This window comes from Brassicibacter mesophilus, from assembly GCF_050433385.1.
In the GTDB taxonomy this organism is placed as follows: domain Bacteria; phylum Bacillota; class Clostridia; order Tissierellales; family Proteiniboraceae; genus Brassicibacter; species Brassicibacter mesophilus.
Genome location: NZ_JBNPXI010000026.1, coordinates 24,104 through 42,130, shown reverse-complemented (window position 1 = coordinate 42,130; position 18,027 = coordinate 24,104). Strand labels below are relative to the sequence as shown.

General features: G+C 31.1%; 16 protein-coding genes and 1 tRNA gene. 14 read left to right on the top strand and 3 right to left on the bottom strand.

From position 1 onward, the window contains the following. Window positions 1-47 precede the first annotated feature (47 nt). From serS to HNR33_RS19555, 13 genes are all read left to right on the top strand, one after another. Window positions 48-1,331, top strand: a complete 1,284-nt coding sequence (serS, locus tag HNR33_RS19615) for a serine--tRNA ligase (protein ID WP_429086882.1) — start codon at window positions 48-50, stop codon at window positions 1,329-1,331. A gap of 97 nt (window positions 1,332-1,428) precedes the next feature. Further along, complete coding sequence (locus HNR33_RS19610) at window positions 1,429-2,991, top strand: M1 family metallopeptidase (RefSeq protein ID WP_429086879.1); 1,563 nt, start codon at window positions 1,429-1,431, stop codon at window positions 2,989-2,991. Between the two features lie 217 nt (window positions 2,992-3,208). Then, window positions 3,209-4,366 (top strand): D-alanyl-D-alanine carboxypeptidase family protein, encoded by a 1,158-nt coding sequence (locus HNR33_RS19605; RefSeq protein WP_429086877.1) that lies wholly within the window; start codon window positions 3,209-3,211, stop codon window positions 4,364-4,366. Between the two features lie 62 nt (window positions 4,367-4,428). Further along, a tRNA-Arg gene (locus HNR33_RS19600) sits at window positions 4,429-4,505 on the top strand. 24 nt (window positions 4,506-4,529) lie between these two features. Further along, window positions 4,530-4,979 carry a tRNA adenosine(34) deaminase TadA gene (gene tadA, locus HNR33_RS19595; protein ID WP_429086874.1) on the top strand — a complete coding sequence of 150 codons (450 nt, stop codon included), beginning with the start codon at window positions 4,530-4,532 and terminating at the stop codon, window positions 4,977-4,979. A 490-nt stretch (window positions 4,980-5,469) separates the two neighbouring features. Then, complete coding sequence (locus HNR33_RS19590) at window positions 5,470-7,536, top strand: 5'-nucleotidase C-terminal domain-containing protein (RefSeq protein WP_429086871.1); 2,067 nt, start codon at window positions 5,470-5,472, stop codon at window positions 7,534-7,536. Between the two features lie 137 nt (window positions 7,537-7,673). Further along, complete coding sequence (locus HNR33_RS19585; protein ID WP_429086868.1) at window positions 7,674-8,456, top strand: IclR family transcriptional regulator; 783 nt, start codon at window positions 7,674-7,676, stop codon at window positions 8,454-8,456. A 208-nt stretch (window positions 8,457-8,664) separates the two neighbouring features. After that, a complete protein-coding gene (locus HNR33_RS19580; protein WP_429086865.1) occupies window positions 8,665-9,900 on the top strand; it encodes an amidohydrolase family protein in 1,236 nt (411 codons plus the stop codon). A gap of 332 nt (window positions 9,901-10,232) precedes the next feature. Further along, entirely contained in the window at window positions 10,233-11,378 is a 1,146-nt protein-coding gene (locus tag HNR33_RS19575) for an MGDG synthase family glycosyltransferase (RefSeq protein WP_429086863.1), read from the top strand. Continuing rightward, on the top strand, window positions 11,368-12,540 hold the full coding sequence (locus tag HNR33_RS19570) for an MGDG synthase family glycosyltransferase (RefSeq protein WP_429086860.1): 1,173 nt from the start codon (window positions 11,368-11,370) through the stop codon (window positions 12,538-12,540). Before HNR33_RS19575 ends, HNR33_RS19570 begins: the two co-directional genes overlap by 11 nt. Before the next feature lie 14 nt (window positions 12,541-12,554). Continuing rightward, complete coding sequence (locus HNR33_RS19565; RefSeq protein WP_429086859.1) at window positions 12,555-13,262, top strand: polysaccharide deacetylase family protein; 708 nt, start codon at window positions 12,555-12,557, stop codon at window positions 13,260-13,262. Then, window positions 13,246-13,788: a YkoP family protein gene (locus tag HNR33_RS19560; RefSeq protein ID WP_429086857.1), complete on the top strand. Its 543-nt coding sequence runs from the start codon at window positions 13,246-13,248 to the stop codon at window positions 13,786-13,788. The genes HNR33_RS19565 and HNR33_RS19560 overlap by 17 nt, the downstream gene beginning before the upstream one ends. Window position 13,789: 1 nt before the next feature. Beyond that, window positions 13,790-14,818 carry a lysylphosphatidylglycerol synthase transmembrane domain-containing protein gene (locus tag HNR33_RS19555; protein ID WP_429086855.1) on the top strand — a complete coding sequence of 343 codons (1,029 nt, stop codon included), beginning with the start codon at window positions 13,790-13,792 and terminating at the stop codon, window positions 14,816-14,818. Between the two features lie 17 nt (window positions 14,819-14,835). On the opposite strand, the gene HNR33_RS19550 is transcribed toward HNR33_RS19555, so the two are convergent. Continuing rightward, window positions 14,836-15,606 (bottom strand): dimethylarginine dimethylaminohydrolase family protein, encoded by a 771-nt coding sequence (locus HNR33_RS19550; RefSeq protein ID WP_429086854.1) that lies wholly within the window; start codon window positions 15,604-15,606, stop codon window positions 14,836-14,838. A 57-nt stretch (window positions 15,607-15,663) separates the two neighbouring features. Further along, window positions 15,664-16,128, bottom strand: a complete 465-nt coding sequence (locus tag HNR33_RS19545) for a pyridoxamine 5'-phosphate oxidase family protein (RefSeq protein ID WP_429086852.1) — start codon at window positions 16,126-16,128, stop codon at window positions 15,664-15,666. Window positions 16,129-16,353: 225 nt separating this feature from the next. Here HNR33_RS19545 and HNR33_RS19540 point away from each other — a divergent pair, with 225 nt between their 5' ends. Continuing rightward, the gene (locus tag HNR33_RS19540; protein WP_429086849.1) at window positions 16,354-17,544 is read left to right on the top strand and encodes a M20 metallopeptidase family protein; all 1,191 of its coding nucleotides are present in this window, start codon (window positions 16,354-16,356) and stop codon (window positions 17,542-17,544) included. 106 nt (window positions 17,545-17,650) lie between these two features. On the opposite strand, the gene HNR33_RS19535 is transcribed toward HNR33_RS19540, so the two are convergent. After that, on the bottom strand, window positions 17,651-18,022 hold the full coding sequence (locus HNR33_RS19535; RefSeq protein WP_429086846.1) for a hypothetical protein: 372 nt from the start codon (window positions 18,020-18,022) through the stop codon (window positions 17,651-17,653). Between the last annotated feature and the right edge of the window lie 5 nt (window positions 18,023-18,027).

Sequence of the window (18,027 nt, the reverse complement as noted above, 5' to 3'; positions counted from 1 at the left end):
AGGGATGGGGGGTTTATTTTTTTATCTAAAAAAGGAGGTAGTTTGTAATGTTGGATATTAAAAGAATTAGATTAAATCCAGAAGAGGTAAAACAAGGATTAGCTAAAAGAAGCGGAGAATATAATGTTGATAAAGTTTTAGAGCTTGATGAGAAAAGAAGACAGCTTCTTGTGAAGGTAGAAGAAATGAAAGCCAGACAAAATCAAGTGTCTAAAGATATTCCCAAGTTAAAGAAGGAAGGTAAGGATGTTTCTGCAGTACTTGAAGAGATGAAGGAACTATCTCAAAAAATAAAAGATTTTGATGTAGAAGTTAAAGATGTAGAAAGAGAACTGAACGATCTTTTGTTGAGATTCCCTAATGTTCCGAATCCGAACGTTGCTGTTGGAGCAAGTGATGAAGATAATAAAGAAATGAGAAGATGGGGAGAGCCAAGAAAATTTGCTTTTGAAGCTAAAGCACACTGGGACATAGGAACAGAGCTTGATATTTTAGATTTTGAAAGAGCTTCAAAAATAACAGGAGCTAGATTTACAATATTTAAAGGATTTGGAGCAAAGCTTGAGAGAGCCCTAATTAACTTTATGCTTAATCTTCATACAGTTGATCATGGATACACGGAAATTGCTCCACCATTTATGGTAAACAGAGATAGTATGACAGGAACAGGACAGCTTCCAAAATTTGAAGAAGATGCATTCCGACTACCTGAAAAAGACTTTTTCCTTGTACCAACTGCTGAGGTACCAGTTACAAACATCCATAGAGATGAGATATTAGATGAGGAAAAGCTTCCTGTGTATTACACAGCTTATACTCCTTGTTTTAGACAAGAGGCAGGATCTGCAGGTAGAGATACAAGAGGACTGATAAGAAATCATCAATTTGATAAGGTAGAGCTTGTAAAGCTTGCTAAACCAAACAATTCATATCAAGAGTTAGAAACACTTACTAATAATGCAGAAAAGGTGCTTCAGCTTTTAAATATACCATACAGAGTAGTAGAGCTATGTACTGGTGATTTAGGGTTCTCATCTGCAAAAACATACGATATAGAGGTTTGGATGCCAAGCTACAACAGATATGTAGAAATATCTTCTTGTAGTAACTTTGAAGATTTCCAAGCAAGAAGGGCAAATATAAAGTACAGAGATAAAGAAACAGGTAAGGTTGAATATGTTCACACATTAAATGGTTCAGGCTTAGCAGTTGGAAGAACTACTGCAGCAATACTTGAAAATTACCAGCAGGAGGATGGCTCAGTAATAATACCAGAAGCATTAAGACATTTCATGGGTGGAATCGAAAAAATAGAAAAAACAAATAAATAATTATAAATTGGCAATATTAACTTTGAGGGATATGTATCCTTCAAGGTTAATATATTTAGTACATAACATGTAAAACCGCTTAATTAGGAGGGTAATGATGAATAGAAAAAGGTTATCTTTGCTACTTGCAATATTGCTGCTTGCACTATCATTTATAGGATGCGATGTAAACAACAATAGTAATGCTGTCCAGGATGAAAAACAGAGTTCTGACATACATGCCTCTGAAAGCTATAAAGGTCATCCAACGCTAATTACTAGTGATTTTAATAATGTCGACATAGACAAATTAAATGATTATACAATATATGTTGAATTTAATCCGAGTACAAAAAGCTATACAGCATCTCAAAAGGTAGTGTATGTGAATAACGAGGATGTTGAATTAAATGAATTGTATTTCCATCTATATCCTAATGCATTTAGAGAGAAGGAAACGGCACCATTTTTATTTGATAATTTTGAAGAAGCTTTTCCCGATGGATTTAAACCTGGAGAGATAGACATTAAAAAATTAAGTATAGACGATAAATCTGTAGAAAATTATTCTATAGAAGGACATGGAAAAACTATTCTAAAGCTTCCATTAGAAAAGGTATTGAAGCCAGGGGAAAACTTAGTTATAGACATGGAATATGGTGTAGTATTACCACCGGCTCAAGATAGATTTGGTTATGGAGAGAAGACATTTAACTTCGGAAATTGGTATCCAATAGCGGCAGTATACGATGATGAAGGCTGGAATCTAGATCCGTATTACAGTATAGGTGATCCTTTCTATAGTGATACAAGTAATTATGATATTACAATAACTGTGCCTAAAAACGTTGAAATAGCTTCATCAGGGAATATTTTATCTGAAAAGATTGAAGGTACTAATAAAATTTGGAAGATAGAAGCAAAGCTTATGAGAGACTTTGCTTGGGTAGCAAGTGAGCATTTCATTAAGAAGGAAAAAGAAGTTGATGGAACCATAGTTAAGGTATATTTTTTAGAAGAAGATGAAAAAATTAATAAATTTGCTGAAGAAGCTTCATATAATTCCATAGAAATATTTAATGATAAATTTGGGCAATACCCATATGGACAATATTCTGTTGTAGCTACAAGCTTTCCGAGTGGCATGGAATATCCAGGAATTGTTTTTATAGGAGAAAAATACTATGATGATTTCTATAAAGGATATCTTGAAATTGTTATAGCTCATGAAACAGGCCATCAATGGTGGTATGGGGTAGTTGGAAATGATGAAATCGATGAAGCTTGGCTTGATGAATCTTTAACGACTTATTCTGAAGTAGTATATGCACAAGGGAAATATGGAGATAAGGTAGCAGAAAATTACTATGCGAACAATGTGGAAGAATATTACAAATCATCGAAGGAAGTACTATCACAGTCAAGTGAAGTTGTTGTAAAGCCTTTGAGTGAGTTTGAAAATTGGGATGATTATGGCCCACTTGTATACAATAAAGGGGCTATGCTTTTAAATGAGATAAAGGTAAGGTATGGAGATAAAACATTATATACAATACTAAACAATTATTTCAATCAATATAAATTCAAAAATGCTACAACTGAGGATTTCATAAAAGTTTGTGAAGAAGTTACTGGTGATAATTTTGATCAGTTAGCAAATGAATGGTTATATGGAAAATAGAATTTACAGGGAGTCTATTAGGCTCCTTTTTGATTTCTTAATAAAATCTCATAGTTATTTTTTTATGTATTCTATTCATATTTAAATAGAGTGTCATTCCTAAAATTGGTTTTTAATAAAATTCTACAAAATATAATGAAATATATATAACTTTGATATAATAAGAATAAATAGTATTATAGCACTGTTTTATTATGACATAGCTTTGGAGGCAAAAATGAAAAAAAGTATATTAATTTTTCTTTCAATTTTTATATTTTTATCATCTAGTATTGCATATAGTGATGGCGGTATTGAAGATGGGATTGCATCCGCTTTACTTGGTGAATACGAAAGTGGAAAAATATTATATGAATACAACATAGACAACAAGATTGAAATGGCAAGTATAACTAAAATTATGACATATCTTGTTACAATGGATCAAGTAACTAATGGCACAGTAAACCTAAAGGACTTAGTAAAAGTAAGTAAAAAAGCAGCTGATACAAAAGGTACATCATTTAAGCTTAAAGAAGGAGAAGAAATAGAACTAGAAATACTTCTTGCGTCTATAATGATAGTATCTGCTAACGACTCATGTGTAGCTATAGCAGAGCATGTATCTGGTACAGAAGACGAATTTGTTAATATGATGAATAATAAAGCACAAGAGCTTGGATTAACTCAAGCTGCATTTTTAAATTCTAATGGACTTCCACTTAAGAATGGTAATCAAAACAGAATTTCAGCAAGAGACATATTCGAGCTTGCTAGATATGTAATTACTAAGTATCCTCAAATACTTAATATAACAAAAATGAATAGAATAATTATGCCATCAAGAAACTTTGAAAAAGAAAATACAAATCCACTGTTGAATGAAATTAAAGAAATAGATGGACTTAAAACAGGGTATACTGATAAAGCAGGATATTGCCTAGTGTCAACTATAGTCGTCAAGGAGTCAGAAGAGAACCAAAAGCCATTTAGGCTTATTGGCATACTTATGGGAGCTAAAAGTGAAGAAGAAAGAAAAAACAAAAGTTTAGAGCTTTTACAATATGGGGTGAACAATTATAAAAAAATACAAGTTTTAAACAAGGATATACATATCAAAACCATAGAAATAGACAATGCTAAAAAGCCTACAGTAGATATTTTGCCACAAAGAGATTTGTATCTATTAGTTAAGAACGGCGAAAATATAGAGCAAGAGATACAACTTGATGAAAATATTAAAGCCCCAATAAAAAAGGGAACAAAAGTAGGCACAATTATTGTGAAAAATGGCGAAGAAGAAGAAAATATTGATTTAATAGTTAATAGAGATGTAGCTAAAGCAGGTGTATTTAGTAGGATATTTAGGTTTTTGGCAAACTTAGTAGGCTTATAGTGAAACCTTGCATTGACAAATATAGTATTTTACTGTAAAATATATAATTGTTCAATAAATGTGCTCCCGTAGCTCAGCAGGATAGAGCGGCGCCCTCCTAAGGCGTGTGTCGGAGGTTCGATTCCTCTCGGGAGCGCCATTATTGTTTTTTGAGGATGATAATATGGATGAATATTTTATGCGATTAGCATTAGATGAAGCATATAAAGCCTATAGCGCTGACGAAGTTCCAGTTGGTGCTATTATTGTAAAAGGGAATAAAGTAATAAGTGCTGGGTATAACATGAGGGAGACTCTTAAGGATCCTATTGCTCATGCCGAAATCATAGCAATTAAGAAAGCAAGTGAAGTATTAGATGGATGGAGACTTTTAGGATGCACTATGTACGTCACTATAGAGCCATGTCCTATGTGTGCTGGTGCAATAATTAATTCAAGGTTAGAAAGGCTCGTGATTGGTTCCAGTGACCCCAAAATGGGTGCTTGTGGTTCGGTTATTAATTTAGTTCAAAACCAAAGCTTTAATCATCAAGTGGATATAACGTGGGATATAATGCAAAAAGAATGTTCGGATGTAATGAAAGATTTCTTTAAGAAATTGAGAAAGAGATAGCGAAAGCTATCTCTTTTATATTTTTCCTTTTATGCCCCAAATAGGTCCAATAAAAGGAAGTTTAATGTTTTGAAAAATATAAATGTCACCTTTAATATCAGCAGCCTTAGGAACAAAAACTTTTATCCCCTCAAAGACCTGCTCCCTATAGTTTCCGTTATTCTTAAAGCTTTTAGAAGATCTAACACTTAGATTCCTTACTGTTCCAACTCACCCACATGGAGAAGAAGTGACTTCAACAATAAAATCTAAACCATTCTTTTTAACATAAGAAATAGCCTTATCTTGTATTTTTAACAATTATATCACCACTCTAGCAATTTTTTTCTAATAACATCATTATATCAAATCAGTAACAAAAGATATGAGAAAATACAATTAAAAAATATGTAAAAATTTTGTTAACAGAGTTACATATTGTCATTTCTTATATTATAATAATAGTTGAATGAACTGAAATGTGCAATTAATTAAAAGGAGGCAGTTAAGTATGACAAAAAGATTTTTGAGCTTTGCTTTATGTTTTATCCTTGTTTTCAGCGTATGCTTGCCTATTTATGGTGAAAGCATAGACACATTTACAGATATCTCAGACTCACAGTACAAGAAAGCAATATTAAATCTTCATGAACAAGGGATTATAAGTACAGATTCAAATTCACTTTTTTATCCTAATCGTATATTAACAAAAGCAGAGGCAGCTGATTTATTAGTTAGAGCATTTAAGCTACCAGAAATACAACCTATGGTTATTGAAGATACAAATATAAAAAAACAATTTAGCTACAGTGATCCATTGCAAGTAATAGATGAGTCATTTACTATACCATCAGCAAAAGACATAGTAAATCACTGGGGACTTAATTACATAGAAGGTATTATAAAAGTTAGAGCAGATGAAGTAAAAGAAAACATATATAATCCTAACGATAAAGTAACAAAGGCTAAATTTGCTGATATGATAGCTAAGATAATTTTTGGAGCAGATCAAAAAATAGACTTCTCTAAAAAAGCTGTTGAACTAGGGTTTGTGACTGAAGAATTTGCGAATTCACAAGATCTAATTAGTAGAGAAGAAGCAGCTGGTATTTTATACAATATAGTATCAAATTCAGAATTTAAAGTTATTACTGTTTTTGCAACATCCGATATTCATGGACATTTAGAGCCATATAAGCCACGTGATGCAAAATATGATATTGGTGGACTTGCTAAAATGAGCAAGATAATAAAAGACTTTAGACAGAAACAACCTAATACTCTATTAGTAGACGTAGGTGATGCTCCATATAATACAAATATAACAAATCTATTTGAAGGCGCATCAGCTATAGACGTAATGAATGAAATGAACTACGATGCAATGGCAATAGGAAACCATGACTTTGATTTTCCTTTCAGTGTTATGGAAAGAAATGCTGCAAATGCTGATTTTCAATTCCTTTCAGCGAACACATATTATAATGATGAATATCCTGAATTTTTAAAGCCATCAATAATTAAAGAAGTTGATGGAGTTAAAATAGGAATAATGGGATTAACTGATGATCAAAGCAAGTATTATACACACCCTAAGAATGTAGAAGGAATAACTTTAAAAGAACAATTTGAATCTGCACAGAAGGCTGTTAATGACATTAAAGGGGAGTCAGATATAGTTATAGCACTTGCACATATACATGGCAATAATCCTGTATTACCTACAAAAGTTGATGGTATAGATATAGAGATCGGTGGAGGACAGGATGTAGTGGGATTCCCTCAAGATATTAATGGAACTTGGTTGATATCTCCTGGTAAGCATGCTGAAGTATTAAATCAAATTAACATAAATGTATTGAAAAATGAAATGATTGGATTTAATTTCGCCCATATATTTATAACAGAGAATCTTGAAGCAGATGAAGCAACAAATAATATTATAGAAGGATATGAATCTAAGCTTGATGATAAGATGAAAGAAGTAATAGGAGAAACGACTGTTGAGCTAGATGGGGAAAGACAGACTGTAAGATTAAAAGAATCAAACCTTGCAAATGCAATAGCTGATAGCTTAAGAGAATTAACAGGAGCAGATATAGCACTTCAAAATGGTGGTGGAGTAAGAGCTAGTATAAACGGTGGTGAAATCACTATGGAGGAAATATACGCAGTCCTTCCATTTGATAATACTGTTGTTATGGTAGAAGCTAGTGGAGAGACTATATGGAAGACCTTAGAGCATGGAGTATCTTCTTATCCAAGTGCTGCAGGCGGATTCCTACAGGTATCAGGACTTGAATATACTTTTGATGCATCAAAAGAAGTTGGATCAAGAATAGTAGAAGTATTAGTAGATGGGAAACCAATAGATAAGCAAAAGACATATAAAGTTGTTTCAAATGATTTCTTAACAGGTGGAGGAGATAAATTCACTATGTTAAAGGATGAAACAAAGGAAATATTAAAAACAAAAAGCTATTTAAGAGATGCATTTGTAGAATACCTTCAAAATCATAAAACTATATCTCCGCAGCTTGAAGGAAGAATTAAAATAGTTAATCCAATAGAACAATAAAATAGAATATCAAGCTCCCTTTAGATATTTACAATCTGAAGGGAGTTTTAATTATAGGTAGATTACTGTCAACGTAAGTGATATGATAAACTAGATAATAGCTATTAATAACTTCATTTAAGAAAGGAGATTCAAAATTGCAAGAAAACAACGATAGCAGTAGTATAATTAAATCAGTTCAAAAGAGCTTGAAAATATTACATTATATACTTACATCACCTCAAGAAGTTAGTATTAAAGAGCTACAGCAAGAATTAGGGTACAATACTAGTACTGTTCACCATATATTAAAAACTATGATGTATGAAGGTTTTGTAAGTCAAAACACTATAACTAAGAAATATAACCTAGGTTCAAAAGTGCTCAACTCATTATTGGAATTTGATAAAATAGAAAGATACTTTTTTAAAGCAAGCGAAGACTTAGAGGAAATAGTTGAGGTTGTCGGAGAAACAACCAGCTTATTTATTAAGAGCAAAAATCAAGCTATATGTGTTATAGGAAAAGAGACCTCTAAAACACTAAGAGCATTTTTACAGGTAGGAAGAAATATACCTTTGCATTGTACTGCTACAGGTAAAGCTTTTTTAGCTTATATGAGCATTGATGAAATAGACAAGCTGTATATGGAAACCAAGTTATTAAGCTATTGTAAGAATACAATAACAAATAAACAAGAGCTATTAAAAGAGCTTAAGGATATTAAAGAGAAAGGGTATTCAATAGAGATTGAAGAGTATGAAGAACAGATTAATGCAGTAGCAGTTCCAATATTTAACATGGAAGAGAAAGTTATAGCAGTAATGGTTGTTACTGGGCCTAATACAAGGCTAACAGATGAAAAAATGAAGGAAACTGCTAACATATTAAAAGAAAAGAGTAAAGACATATCAAAAAAATTAACAGACTTTTACTATTAGGTTTTATTCTATAAAGGAATAAAGCCTTTTTGTTTACCTAAATACAATAATTTTCCAAGAAATGTGGGAGGAATTTTAAATACTGTATAGAATACTAGAATTATGATCCGATTATATGAAACTATATTTTCATAATATGAAAATATAAAAATATAATCATCAAAAACAAGCTTTTAAATTAATAATATTACTACAAGGGGGATTTATTATGGAACTAATTATAAGAAATGCAAGATTGAGAGAAAAAGAAAATCTTACAGACATAGGGATAAAAGATGGTAAGATTGTAGTGTTAGAGGAAAAAATATCAGCTAAAGCTGAAAAAGAAATTGATGTATATGGCAAGTTAACTATTCCAGCATTTATTGACCCACATATTCACTTAGACAAGACATTAATCAATGATGTAGTAAGGTCTAACGAATCTGGGACACTGAAGGAAGCTATCGAGATTATATGGGAGAAAAAAGCTAGATACACAGTAGATGATATTGTTGAAAGAGCAGGTAAGATAATTAAAACAGGATTAATTAATGGAACTACAAGGATGAGAACTCATGCTGATGTTGATACAATTGGAGGACTACTGCCTATAGAAGGTCTTTTAAAAGCAAAAGAAATATACTCTGATTTAGTAGATTTACAAATAGTTGCATTCCCTCAAGAAGGAATAATAAAAGACATAGGATGCGAAGAATTGATGTGGAAGGCTATGGAAATGGGTGCTGATGTAGTTGGAGGAATGCCAGCTAATGAAAACACTCCAGATGATAGTAGAAAGCATGTACAAATAGTTTTTGATATTGCTCAAAAGTATGATGCGGATATAGATATGCATGTAGATGAATCAGATGACCCTTTTTATAGGACATTGGAAATGGTTGCAGATGAAACTATGAAAAGAGGGTACCAAGGAAGAGTGACAGCTGGTCATACTTGTGCATTAGCTGCATATGATGAGCATTATGCTCAATATGTTATGGATAAAGTAAAAGAAGCTGGAATTCATATGATTACTAATCCAGTTACGAACTTGATGCTTCAAGGAAGAAATGATAAACAGCCAATAAGAAGAGGTATAACAAGAGTAAAAGAGCTATTGAGTAGAGGAATTAACATTGCATATGGTCAAGACTGTATTAAAGATACGTTTTATCCTTTTGGAAAAGCAGATATGCTCGAGGTAGGTTTAATCGTTGCACATGCTGCACAGATGAGTATGTCAAATGAAATAAACACTGTATTTAATATGCCATTAGAGAACTCTGCTAAAATATTAAGATTAGATGACTATGGAATAAATATAGGTAAAAGAGCAGATATAGTTGTTTTAGATGTCGAGAATGAAGCTGATGCAATAAGGATCCAACCTGATAGATTATATGTTATTAGAAAAGGTAAGATTGTGGCAAGTACAAAAAGAAATGTAGTCACTTATTTCTAATTAATGTTATATTATCAAAACACAAAAAAAGATTATAATGTACAAGAAAACAAGTTTGATTATTGTGTTTCAATAAATCGGACTTGTTTTTTTGTATATGCAAAAACTATTTAAGAAAAACTTAATAAATTTCTAAGCTAGATTTAACTTTTATATGTTAATCTGAATGTATACTAAAGATTTATATTAAATAGCATTTGTTACCATAAAGTGAAGTAAAATTATACAAATATCAGTCTATATATTATATATGATATTAAAAATGAGATAATCTTCAACTACAAGAAATTATTATCATAATATATGGTTTAAAATTCAAGGAGGTAATAATAGTGAAGCGAGTTCTTATTTTTACAGCTTCAACAGGGGGAGGACATAATCAAGCCGCTAAATCATTAGAAAATGAGTTTAAGTCATATGGTTATGAGGTTATAAAGCTTGATGTACTTAAGGAAACAAGTAAACTACTAGACACATTGATATCTGATGGCTACAGGATTTTAGCTACCTCTCTGCCTAAAATGTACGGTGGTCTTTATAAGCTTAGTGATAAGAAAAGAGTTAATAGAAGAGTTACTAGACTAATTACAAAATTACATTATAACAAGATATATCAGTTAATTATAGAAAATAAGCCAGATTTAATAATAGGTACTCATCCCTTTATTGTAAATGTAATAGGATACATGAAAGCAAATGAATTAATTAAAATACCTTTTATATCTATAGTAACAGACTATCAAGCCCATCAGACTTATGTAAATAGCTATGTAGATGCGTACATAACTGCAAGCTATTATACTAGTCAGAGTCTTATAAACAGAGGCATTTCTGAGCAAAAGATATACCCATATGGGATACCGATTAGAAGAGAGTTTCTTGAGAAAGAAAATATTAATAGCATAAAATCTCATAATTTACATAGTAGATTAACAATTCTTCTAATGGGTGGAAGTATGGGCGTGAAAGCCATGAAAAAAGTTCTCAACAATTTAGTTGTGAATGAAAATGCAATAAAAATTATTGTTGTATGTGGCAATAACAATATCTTAAAATATGAAATTGAAAAGAACTATATGGACAATTTTAAGAATAAAGAAATTATAGTGTATGGATTTACAAAAGAAATACCTCAGCTAATGGATATATCAGATATTATAATTACAAAGCCTGGGGGATTAACAGTTTCTGAAGCTATAGTAAAGAATGTGCCTATGATAATACCTTACTTTATACCGGGTCAAGAAGAAGAAAATGCTGATTTTCTAGCAAAGTACAATGTAGCTATTAGAGTTAATTATATAAAAGATATTAATTATATAATTGATTATATTGTTCAAAATCCAGAAGTATTAGATAAAATGAAAGAAAAAATGAAGGAAATATCTAATACATATTCAATAGAAAATATAGTCAAGCTGTCTGACAAACTTATTAATCAATATAGTTTCAAATGGGGAATGGTGTATGAAAGCTAGCGTAGACATTTTAATATTGACTGCTACATTTGGTTCGGGACATATATCTGTGGCACAGGCTATTAAAGATCATATAGGAACAATAGAGAGCAACCTAAACGTAGAAATAGTAGACATGTTTCAATTGATGAATCCAAAGATATATAAAAGCATGTATAAAGGCTATGAAGTATTGATATCAAGAAATAGCAGATTATATAATCACTTTTATTATAAAAAGAATTATAGTGAATATTCTCAAGTTGATGATATAATATATAATTTATATTTGCCCAAAATATCAAGCTATATTTCTTCAATAGATCCAAGAGTCATTATATCAACATTTCCTGTGTGCTCAGGCTTCATATCAAAATATAAAGAGAAGTATCATTCAACTATTCCCTTAGTTACTTGTATTACAGATGTAGTAGATAGCTGGGAATGGATTCATCCAAATACTAATATGTATTTTGTTGCTAATAACGAAACAAAAAAAAAGCTTATAAAAAAAGGAATTAGTAAACAAATAATATGTCCTACAGGTATCCCAGTTAGAGCTCAGTTTTTTAACAGACAAGAAAATAGCTGGCTATTAAATGCATTTAATATAAGTGATGAAGATTTTGTTGTATTGATGATGGGTGGAGGAATGGGAATATTACCAGAAGAAAAAGAATTTTATATATGGTTAAATGAGTTAAAGGATACTAAAACCATGATATTGACCGGGAAAAATGTAGAGCTTTATAATGCTCTAAAAGAATATAGCGACTTAGAGAATATAATACCAATAGAGTATACAGACAATGTAGCTGAATATATGAAAATCTCAAACTTGTTAGTCTCAAAGTCTGGTGGAGTTACATTATTTGAAGCTATTACATCACATCTACCTATGATAGTTTTTAATCCATCTTTAGGGCAAGAAATAGAGAACGCAAAGTTTATAGTAGATAAAGGATTAGGCAGTATTGCTTATAATATATATGAGCTTAAAAAAGAGATAAATAGGGTATTATACGACAAAAATTACAGAAATAGGTTATATTTAAGTGCGATAAACCTAAGTAAGCACGTAGACATGAAAATGCTTTCGAAAGCAATATTAGATTTATACTATTCTAATAGAAGACAAAATTACTTTATGCCAGAGGAAAAGGAATATCTTAAAATCAATTAAAGGACTGATATAAATTGTGGATCACTATTTTAATTATCATAGCATTTATAATATATTCTATACTACCTAATTATTACTATAGAAATAAGTCAAATAAAGTTATAAAACATATAAATGGTAAGAATGAAATAGCACTTACATTTGATGATGGACCAGACAGCAAGTACACACCTCTACTATTAGATTTACTAAAAGAACATGAGATAAAGGCAACATTTTTTCTTGTAGCAGATAAAGCTAAAACAAATAAAGATATATATATGAGGATTATATCTGAAGGACATAGTGTGGGACTGCATTCGTTAAAACATAAGAGTGCATGGCTCAGTTTACCATGGCAGACCAAGAAGGATTTTGAACAGTCCGTCAGAGCATTAGAAAATTTAGGACAGCGTGTTAAATTTTTTAGGCCACCTTGGGGAACATTTAATCTTCTTACACAATATTATGCAGAAAGAAACAATCTAAAAACAATATTATGGTCTATAGAGGCTAAAGATTGGAGTAGTAGTTCTACTGCTGAACAAATAAGAGATAGAATAGCAGATAATGTTAAATCAGGAGACATAATAGTTCTTCACGATAGTAATGGTGCCGATAAAGCACCAGAAAGAACTATACGAGCATTGAGAGAAATAATACCTATTATTAAAAGCCAAGGTTATACATTTGTCACTGTTGATGAAAAGCTGGGCGGTGTGAAAAGTGAACAAACTGTTTAAAGCTCTGTTTATTAAGATAGATAAAACCATAGTAAAACTAAACGGATGGGAGTATATACCTAATTCCACTAAGAAAATGATATATATAAATCCTCATACTTATAAAGATGAGGATTTGAAGCTTGCAGATGGAACAATTATAATAAAAGGTGATCAAGTAGCTGAGCTTCACATAGATAATTTAAAAGTAGGCAAGATAAAGAATGATCTTAGTACCCTTTATTCAATACTAGAAGAAGAACTTTACGATCTTTCACAAGCTATATCTAATATAGACAAATATAGAGATATTAAAGCGTACTATGGAGTGACACTACTTTATCCAATAGCTTCAAGAAAAGGATTTACAATTATAGAAATTAGAGATAAGTCTAAGAAAATCTTTATAAGGATATGGGAAAATATTTTGAAATTATCATATGGAAAAAGCAAGGCGAAAACAAATAAAGGCTTTAGAATACCTAAGGAATGCTGGATATCTAAGTCTCAGGTATTAGACAGATTAAACTATAAGAAAGGCGATTAATATGAAAAAGAAGCTAATTAATTATATAGTACTACTCTCACTTGTTGGCATAACAGTATGGATGATAGCTTCTTCAAGTGATATATATAGGTTACCAGGATTACTGACTAAGACAAACAAGGGATACCTTTTGCTAGCATTTTTATGTATGATAGGCTATTGGGTGTTTGATGCGTTGATAATTACAAATATATCAAAAATGCTTAATATAAAAAATAATATTATTCAATCATTAAAATTCACTATGATAGGTCAATATTACAGTCTAATAACTCCATTTTCTAGTGGTGGGCAGCCTGCTCAAGTTTATTCTATGGTGAACGACTCTATACCTATAGGCAAGGCGACATCTATTCTAATTGAAAAGTTTATAATATACCAAATAATAGTGACATTGTATTCAATTATTATGTTTATTCTTAGACTAAGCTTTGTGTATACAAGGATAAAAACTGCATTGCCGTTTATGGTGATAGGAATAATGCTTAATTTTATTGGGTTAATAACTATTTTAATACTATTTTTAAATCCAGGTTTGCTTAAAAAAATTACTATGCTGATATTGCAATTCCTTAATAAGATTAAAATTATTAAGGATATTGATAAGTATAAATTAAAAGCAGAATCTCATCTTATTGAATATGAAGAAAGCATAATAAAGATAAGAGAAAATAAGGGCATGACAGTTAGGGCTTCAATTATGACCATCATACAACTGACATTGTACTTTAGTATAACCTATTTTATTTACTTGTCATTAGGGCTAGGGAAAGCTACTTATGTAGATATAATATCTATACAGTCTCTTTTGTATATGACAGTATCTTTTATACCTACTCCTGGAACAGTTGGTGCTTCAGAGGGAGGTTTTTATGTTCTATTTAAAGTATTTTTTGGCGCCAATCTTTTAGTATATGCAATGCTTTTATGGAGGATAATAAGCTACTATTTAAGCCTATCCATATGTGGAATAGTTACGCTTATAGATTATTTAGTCAGGAAGAGAAGAAGACTTGTGCTAGAGGAGTAAAAAATCCATCCCTTAGACTAAAATCTAAGGGATAAACAGCTTAAACCTCCATCAAGCTTTCTATATTCGGAGGTATCAACAAGTATTACCTCATAGCCGGCGTTTTCAATAGCTTTTTGTGTTTTTTCATATCCAAAAGGTACTAGAACCTTATTATTAATCCATATACAGTTTGCTGAATAGCTATCGTTTTCATCAATTATAATCTTGTTAAAATTTTCAAATATAGGACTAGTAACAAATTCTCCAGCTACGAGAAGATTGTTGTTTTCAAGATAAGCTAGTCCAGTTTTTAGATGAAGAACTTTTTCTAAAGGTACTACAGAGCCTGTGAGATCATATTTTTCTAATGATTCAATAAACTGTCTAGCACCTTCCTTGTTAGTTCTAGCGGAAAGACCTATATAGAAATGATCTCCAACCATCATAATATCTCCACCTTCTAGAGTTCCAGGGTCTTTAATATATTCTATTTTATCCTCAGTATAGAATCTCTTTATTACATCAATAATTTCTTTTTCTTCTCCTTTTCTTGTAGGAGCGCCTGGATTAGTGATGATAGCACAGTTTTTGGTAACAACCGCAACATCTTCAACAAAGCATGAGTCAGGATATCTCTCATTTGCTTCTAACACAGTTACTTCTACTCCACATGACTTTAAAGCCTCAATATATGAATCATGTTGTTTTAGAGCTAACACATAATCTGGTCTACCTAATTCAGGAGATGATGTGATACCATTTACCAATGACTTACTCGGTCTTCTGACAATTACATTTTTAAACATCAAAATACCCCCTATTTAATATAATTAAAAATATGTAACTTTTTTAATAAATACATTTTATCTTCTTGCTTTGCCTGTGATATGTTCTACTATGATTTTAATTACTTTAGTTTTATTTTTAGAAGTGTTTATATAGGTTTTTCCAACTTCAAGGTAATCTCTTGAATATTTGTTTATGATTGCTTCAAGAGCATCTTCTTTTTCTTCATTATAAACTTCAACAGCTTTTCCAAAGATAATAACACTTTCATACTTTGTAGAAAACTTTTCAGGTAAAATTTCAGTTTTTCCAATAACACAAAAAGATACTTTATTATTGGTACTAATATTCTCTAACTTACTTCCTTCTGTAGCACAATGGAAGTATATACAATTATTTAATAGAACATAGCTAACAGGTACTCCATAAGCATAACCATTAGTGCCTATTGTAGATAACACTCCGTACTCTCCATTTTCAAGTATTTCATAGCTTTCTAAATCAGTTATTTTTCTTTCAGCTTTTCTCATTTCTTTAAACATTAATAAACTCCCCCTTCTATAATCTGCTATACAGAATTAGCAATAGAAATAATTTTATGAAAATAATTTGTAAGTGTTTCTACTATTTGTTTTCTTCTTATACAATATTATATATAAAAAATGTATCGTGATAAAGAAACAAAAATCATAATTTAAATAATATTATAAAGGAAATTCCCAATAATTCTAGAAAGAAACATCATTAATAGATTGAACTTAGGGGGAATGTTAGTGGAACTAGAAATGATTAAGAAACAAATAAGTGAAATAAAACCATGGCTTATTGAAATAAGAAGAGAGTTCCATATGTATCCTGAATTAGGTATGGAAGAGCATAAGACAGGGGACATAATATGCAGAGAATTTGATAAAATAGGTGTGGAATATACCAGAGAAGTAGGGAATACAGGAATTGTAGGGATTATAAGAGGCAATGAAAGTGGGAAAACAGTAGCGTTAAGGGCAGACATAGATGCACTTCCAATTGAAGAAGCAAATAAAATTACATATAGGTCTATGGTCAAAGGTAAAATGCATGCTTGTGGACATGATGCACATACAGCTATTGTTCTCGGTTGTGCAAAAATTATAACTCAACATAAAGATGAGCTAAAAGGGAATGTTAAGCTATTTTTTCAGCCAGCAGAGGAAACTGATGGAGGAGCTCTTCCAATGATCAAAGATGGGTGCATGAAAGATCCTAAAGTAGATTACACTATAGGATTGCATGTAGCTCCTTATATAAATACTGGAAAGATAGAGATTAAGTATGGAAAGCTTAATGCATCTAGCGATACTATAAAAATCATAATCAAGGGAAGAAAAAGTCACTGTGCATACCCTGAAGCTGGAGTTGATGCAATAGTAATTGCAGGGCAGATAATTACAGTACTCCAAACGATTATGAGTAGAAATATATCTCCTTTGGATTCAGCTGTGTTAAGCTTTGGAATCGTAAATGGAGGAACAGTTCATAATGTATTATGCGATTATGTAGAACTGACAGGAACATTAAGAACTTATGATGTAAAGATAAGAGAATATCTTAAGGATAGGATTAAACAAGCTGTTGAAGGGTTAGCTTGCTCCATGGGTGGAGAGGGGAAAGTAATAATAGAAAAAGGATACATGTCTTTAATAAACGACTCTGACGTTGTAGATGTAATAAAGGAAAATAGTGAATACATACTGGGTAAAGAAAACGTGGTTTATAAAGAGAAGCCTTCTCTTGGGGTTGAGGATTTTTCTTTTTTTACACATTATTCAAAGGCTGCATTTTATCATTTAGGCTGCCGAAATGAAGAAAAAGGGATTACAGCTCCGCTTCATAGTGATTTATTTAATATTGATGAGGACTGCTTAGAAATAGGAGTTCTTCTTCAAATAGCTAATGCCATAAAGCTTCTTAGCAAGTAATAAAAATGTATACAAAAGATGATAAAGTAAAAAAATATTAAGGATTAATTGCTTGACTGAATATTTAAGGGTTATCATATTGATAACCCTTAAATACTTTCTTATACTACTCCTTTTCTTTTGGAGTAGGAATTACATCTACCATTAAATTGCCTTCTCTCTCATAAGCTAGAATAGTTACTTTTTTGTTGTTTTTTTCAACTACCAGACCATTAGGCTTGAGGTTATTTGTAGTTTTCCAGCCTTTATCATTAAGCTTTTTTTCATACTCAAATAGGAACGAATCTAAGGCTCCATTTTCCACAACATAGGTAGATAATTCTACAGTTTTTCCTTCAGTTTCTCCTTCTTTAGTTGATTCTAGCTTCATGTTTTCTTCTATAGGCACATCTAATGATTCAACTGTATATTTGTTGCTGCATCCTATAGAAAAGATGCTTATAATTACAAGTAAAAATATAACAGCTCTATTTTTCACAAATA

What these genes read in the sequence shown, in the direction of transcription:
- HNR33_RS19550 (WP_429086854.1), bottom strand. Translation starts at nt 15,606, where the DNA reads ATGTTTAAAAATGTAATTGTCAGAAGACCGAGTAAGTCATTGGTAAAT.
- tadA (WP_429086874.1), top strand. Translation starts at nt 4,530, where the DNA reads ATGGATGAATATTTTATGCGATTAGCATTAGATGAAGCATATAAAGCC.
- HNR33_RS19540 (WP_429086849.1), top strand. Translation starts at nt 16,354, where the DNA reads ATGTTAGTGGAACTAGAAATGATTAAGAAACAAATAAGTGAAATAAAA.
- HNR33_RS19590 (WP_429086871.1), top strand. Translation starts at nt 5,470, where the DNA reads ATGACAAAAAGATTTTTGAGCTTTGCTTTATGTTTTATCCTTGTTTTC.
- HNR33_RS19555 (WP_429086855.1), top strand. Translation starts at nt 13,790, where the DNA reads ATGAAAAAGAAGCTAATTAATTATATAGTACTACTCTCACTTGTTGGC.
- HNR33_RS19570 (WP_429086860.1), top strand. Translation starts at nt 11,368, where the DNA reads ATGAAAGCTAGCGTAGACATTTTAATATTGACTGCTACATTTGGTTCG.
- HNR33_RS19605 (WP_429086877.1), top strand. Translation starts at nt 3,209, where the DNA reads ATGAAAAAAAGTATATTAATTTTTCTTTCAATTTTTATATTTTTATCA.
- HNR33_RS19545 (WP_429086852.1), bottom strand. Translation starts at nt 16,128, where the DNA reads ATGTTTAAAGAAATGAGAAAAGCTGAAAGAAAAATAACTGATTTAGAA.
- serS (WP_429086882.1), top strand. Translation starts at nt 48, where the DNA reads ATGTTGGATATTAAAAGAATTAGATTAAATCCAGAAGAGGTAAAACAA.
- HNR33_RS19610 (WP_429086879.1), top strand. Translation starts at nt 1,429, where the DNA reads ATGAATAGAAAAAGGTTATCTTTGCTACTTGCAATATTGCTGCTTGCA.
- HNR33_RS19580 (WP_429086865.1), top strand. Translation starts at nt 8,665, where the DNA reads ATGGAACTAATTATAAGAAATGCAAGATTGAGAGAAAAAGAAAATCTT.